The organism is Pseudonocardia acidicola, assembly GCF_012911935.1.
Lineage (GTDB): Bacteria > Actinomycetota > Actinomycetes > Mycobacteriales > Pseudonocardiaceae > Pseudonocardia > Pseudonocardia acidicola.
Genome location: NZ_JAAXLA010000150.1, coordinates 1 through 3381, shown reverse-complemented (window position 1 = coordinate 3381; position 3381 = coordinate 1). Strand labels below are relative to the sequence as shown.

Annotated in this window: 3 protein-coding genes; 1 reads left to right on the top strand and 2 read right to left on the bottom strand. The window is 71.9% G+C overall.

Annotated elements, in window-relative coordinates; all coding sequences use genetic code 11:
• Together HF526_RS34275 and HF526_RS34270 are read right to left on the bottom strand one after the other, a co-directional pair.
• The coding region (locus HF526_RS34275) for a hypothetical protein (protein WP_211178220.1) at positions 1-227 on the bottom strand (227 nt) is incomplete at its 3' end.
• Positions 228-331: 104 nt separating this feature from the next.
• Positions 332-2728, bottom strand: a complete 2397-nt coding sequence (locus tag HF526_RS34270) for a transglycosylase domain-containing protein (RefSeq protein ID WP_338051945.1) — start codon at positions 2726-2728, stop codon at positions 332-334.
• 175 nt (positions 2729-2903) lie between these two features.
• Between HF526_RS34270 and HF526_RS34265 the strand changes: the two genes are divergently transcribed.
• Positions 2904-3263, top strand: coding sequence for a WhiB family transcriptional regulator (locus tag HF526_RS34265; protein WP_169385806.1), 360 nt, complete (start codon positions 2904-2906; stop codon positions 3261-3263).
• Positions 3264-3381: the final 118 nt, after the last annotated feature.

Genomic DNA, 3381 nt, shown 5'->3' with positions numbered 1-3381 from the left:
GCCGCTGCCGGCGCGTCCGGCTCCCGGGCCGGCGCGGCGGGCTCCGCGTCCGGACCGTCCACGGAGGACTCCGGGTGGACGGACCCGCCGTCACCCGCGGCGTCCTCCGAGGACACCACGGCGGGCGCAGGCGCGACGCCGTCGGGCCCGGTGCCGGCGACCTCGGCAACGGTCGTCCCGTCCGGGCCGGACAGGGCGTCCGAGCGCTCAGCGTCCCGCTCCGCCATGTGGCGGATGCTAGGACCCCGGCACGCGGTGCGCGACGCGCAGCGGCGGCGCGTCCGCGCCGGACGCCCACGATGACCCGACCGGGCGACGGCCGGGCGCACGGTCAGGGAGCACCGCCGACGGCTGCACCGCCCTGGTCGGCGGGCGGCTGATCGGCAGGTGGCTGATCACCCGGCGGCGGGACGGGCTGGCCGCTCGGGGCCGGCGGCGGCGCCGGCACCGTCCCGCTGCTGACCTGCAGCACGATCGTCTCGCCGGGCAGCGCCGTTCCACGTGGGCTCTGCCCCACCACGGTGCCGCGGGGCGCGAGGTTGTCGACGGTGCGGGTCGAGACCTGCCAGCCGGCGCGCTGCAACACCGTGCGGGCCTCGTTCTGGCCGCGGCCCACCACGTCGGGCACCCGGGTCTCGGCGCCGCCCTGCAGATAGCGCTCCTCGGTCGGCGGCAGCGGCAGCACCGGCTGACCCGCCAGGATCGGCTTGACCGCACCGAACCAGGTCCGGGCCGGCGTCTTACCACCGAAGATGTTGCCGCTGCGGCAGGCGAACGGCGCGCCCGCGCTGTCGCAGAGCGGCTTGGGGGAGTTCGAGTTGTCGAAGGTGATCACCGCACCGGACAGCTGCGGTACGACGCCCACGAACGCGGCCGACTTGTGCTGCTGGGTCGTGCCCGTCTTACCGGCCATCGGCCGGTCCCAGCCCGCCGCGCTCGCCGCCGCCGCCGAGGTGCCGCTGGTGTCGTCCCGGCTCAGCGCCGTGAACAGCGTGTTCGCCAGGCCCGGGTCGACGGCCTGCTCACAGGGCGCCTCGGTGACCGGCACCGGCTTGTCCGCGGCGTCGGTCACCGACTCGATCGGGCTCGGCGGGCACCACGTGCCGCCGCTGGCCAGGGTGGCCCCGACGTTCGCCAGCTCGAGCACGCTGGTCGGGCTGACGCCGAGAGTGAACGACGCCTGCTTCTGCGCCTTGGTGACCTCGGCGATGGAGCGGTCGGTGCGCCGCCCGGTGGCCGGGTCCACGAAGGGCGTCGTGGCCAGCGACTTCATGCCCATCCGCACCGCCATGTCCACCACGTCGGGGACGCCGGTGAACTCCTCGAGCTTGATGAACGCCGTGTTCGGCGAGGTCGCCAGCGCGTCGGTGAGGCTGAGCCGCTCAGGGTAGGTTCCGGCGTTCTGCACCGGGATCGGGCGGCCGGCGCCGTCCAGGTAGATCGGCGAGGCGTAGCCGCTCGGCGGCACCGCGAGCTCGTAGTCGATGCCCAGCCCCTTCTCCAGCGCGGTGGCCGCGGTGAAGATCTTGTAGACGGAACCGGCGCCGAGGTTGACCGGCTGATAGGGCAGCCCGTAGCTGGTCTCCTGCTCATCGGCCTTCAACCCGAACGTCCGGTTGGACCCCATCGCGATCACCCGGTGCTTGTCCCGCCCCGGCTGCACCAGCGACATCACGTTGGCCACATTGGGCTGCTTCGGGGGCACCTCGGCGTCGAGCGCGGTCTTCATCTTCGTCAGCGCGTCGCGGTCGAGGGTGCTGCGGACGGTGTAGCCGCCGCGGTTGAGCTGCTCGAGGGAGAACCCGGCCTGGGTCAGGTACTCCACGACGTACTTGCAGAAGAACCCGGCGTCGCCGGCCCCGATGCAGCCGTTGGGCTGGGTGTTGAGCGGGCTGGCGATGCCGAGCGGCGTGGCCACGGCCTCCCGCGCCTGGGCCTCGTTGATCATGCCCTGGTCGCGCATCTGCGCGATGACCAGGTTGCGCCGGTCGAGCGCGGCCTGCGGGTTGACGACCGGGTCGAACGCGGTGGTGCTGCGCACCATCCCGGCCAGCATCGCGGCCTGCGGCACCGTCAGCCTGTCCGGCGTGGCGCCGAAGTAGGTGCGCGCCGCGGAGGCGATCCCGTACGCCCCGTTTCCCCAGAACACGATGTTGAGGTAGCGGGTGAGGATCTCGTCCTTACTCAGCGACCGCTCCAACTGCAACGCGATCCGCGCTTCCTTCAGCTTGCGGGCGGGGGTCTGCTCGGTCGCCTTGAGCCGCTCCGCCTCGGTCTGTGCCTCGACGTAGAGCATGTAGTTCTTCACGTACTGCTGGGTGAGCGTCGACGCACCCTGCACGACGTCGCCGGAGGTCGAGTTCGCGATCGCGGCGCGGATCGTGCCCTGCCAGTCGACGCCCTGGTGCTGGTAGAAACGCCGGTCCTCGATCGCGACCATCGCCGCCTTCATCGCCGGCGAGATGTCCTCGGCGGTCACGGCGGTGCGGTTCTGGTCGAACAGGTAGGCCAGCGGCCGGCCCGCCGAGTCGGTGATCGTGCTGCGCAGCGGCAACGGGCCGTCGACCAGGTTCGTCGAGGTGTTGTTGACGCTGTCGCCGGCGTCGTTGGAGACCAGGCCGACGCCCGCGGCGAACGGGAACGCCATTCCCGCGACGACCACCCCGGCCAACAGGCAGAGCCCGAGGAGCATGCCGACCGGCCGGACCAGATGGCGCGGAACTGTCACGATGCGCAGACTACGCGGACTGTCGTCGGCGTCCCTTCAGGTCGGCTACGCGAAGTTGAGTAGTTTTGCGCGCTTACCGGCGGAACCGGAGGATCCCAGAATCCGTCTAGTCGGGTCGTGGAACGCGACGACCTGGGGTGGTGACCTCGTGACGGGACGGATTGCGGGAGCCGGGATGCCGGGCAGATGGAATTGGCGGTCAGCGGCCAGGTGCCGGACGCACGACGCGGAGGGCCTCTTCGTGCAGGGCGCACAGCAGCGTGAGGCTCGGCAGTTCTGCTTCGCCTGCCCGGTGCGCACCGAGTGCCTGGCGCACGCCCTCGACCAGCGCATCGAGTTCGGGGTGTGGGGCGGGATGACCGAACGGGAACGCCGTGCGCTGCTGCGCGGCCGTCCCGGCGTCGAGTCCTGGGCCCGGTTGCTGGGCGACGCCCGGACCGCGCACTACGCGCCGGCCGCGGAGGAGAGCGCCGACCGGATGGTCGCGGCGGCCGAGGCGATGGACGCGGAGCTACGGCTCGACGAGCCGGCCTAGTACTCCAGCCGGACTTCGTGATCTTGCCGCGTGGCGGTCCCGGAACTGGTACGGCCACCGCTTGATCATCGTCAGTTGTGTGGACATCTGAAGATCAGGCGGTGGCCGCGGGCCACAG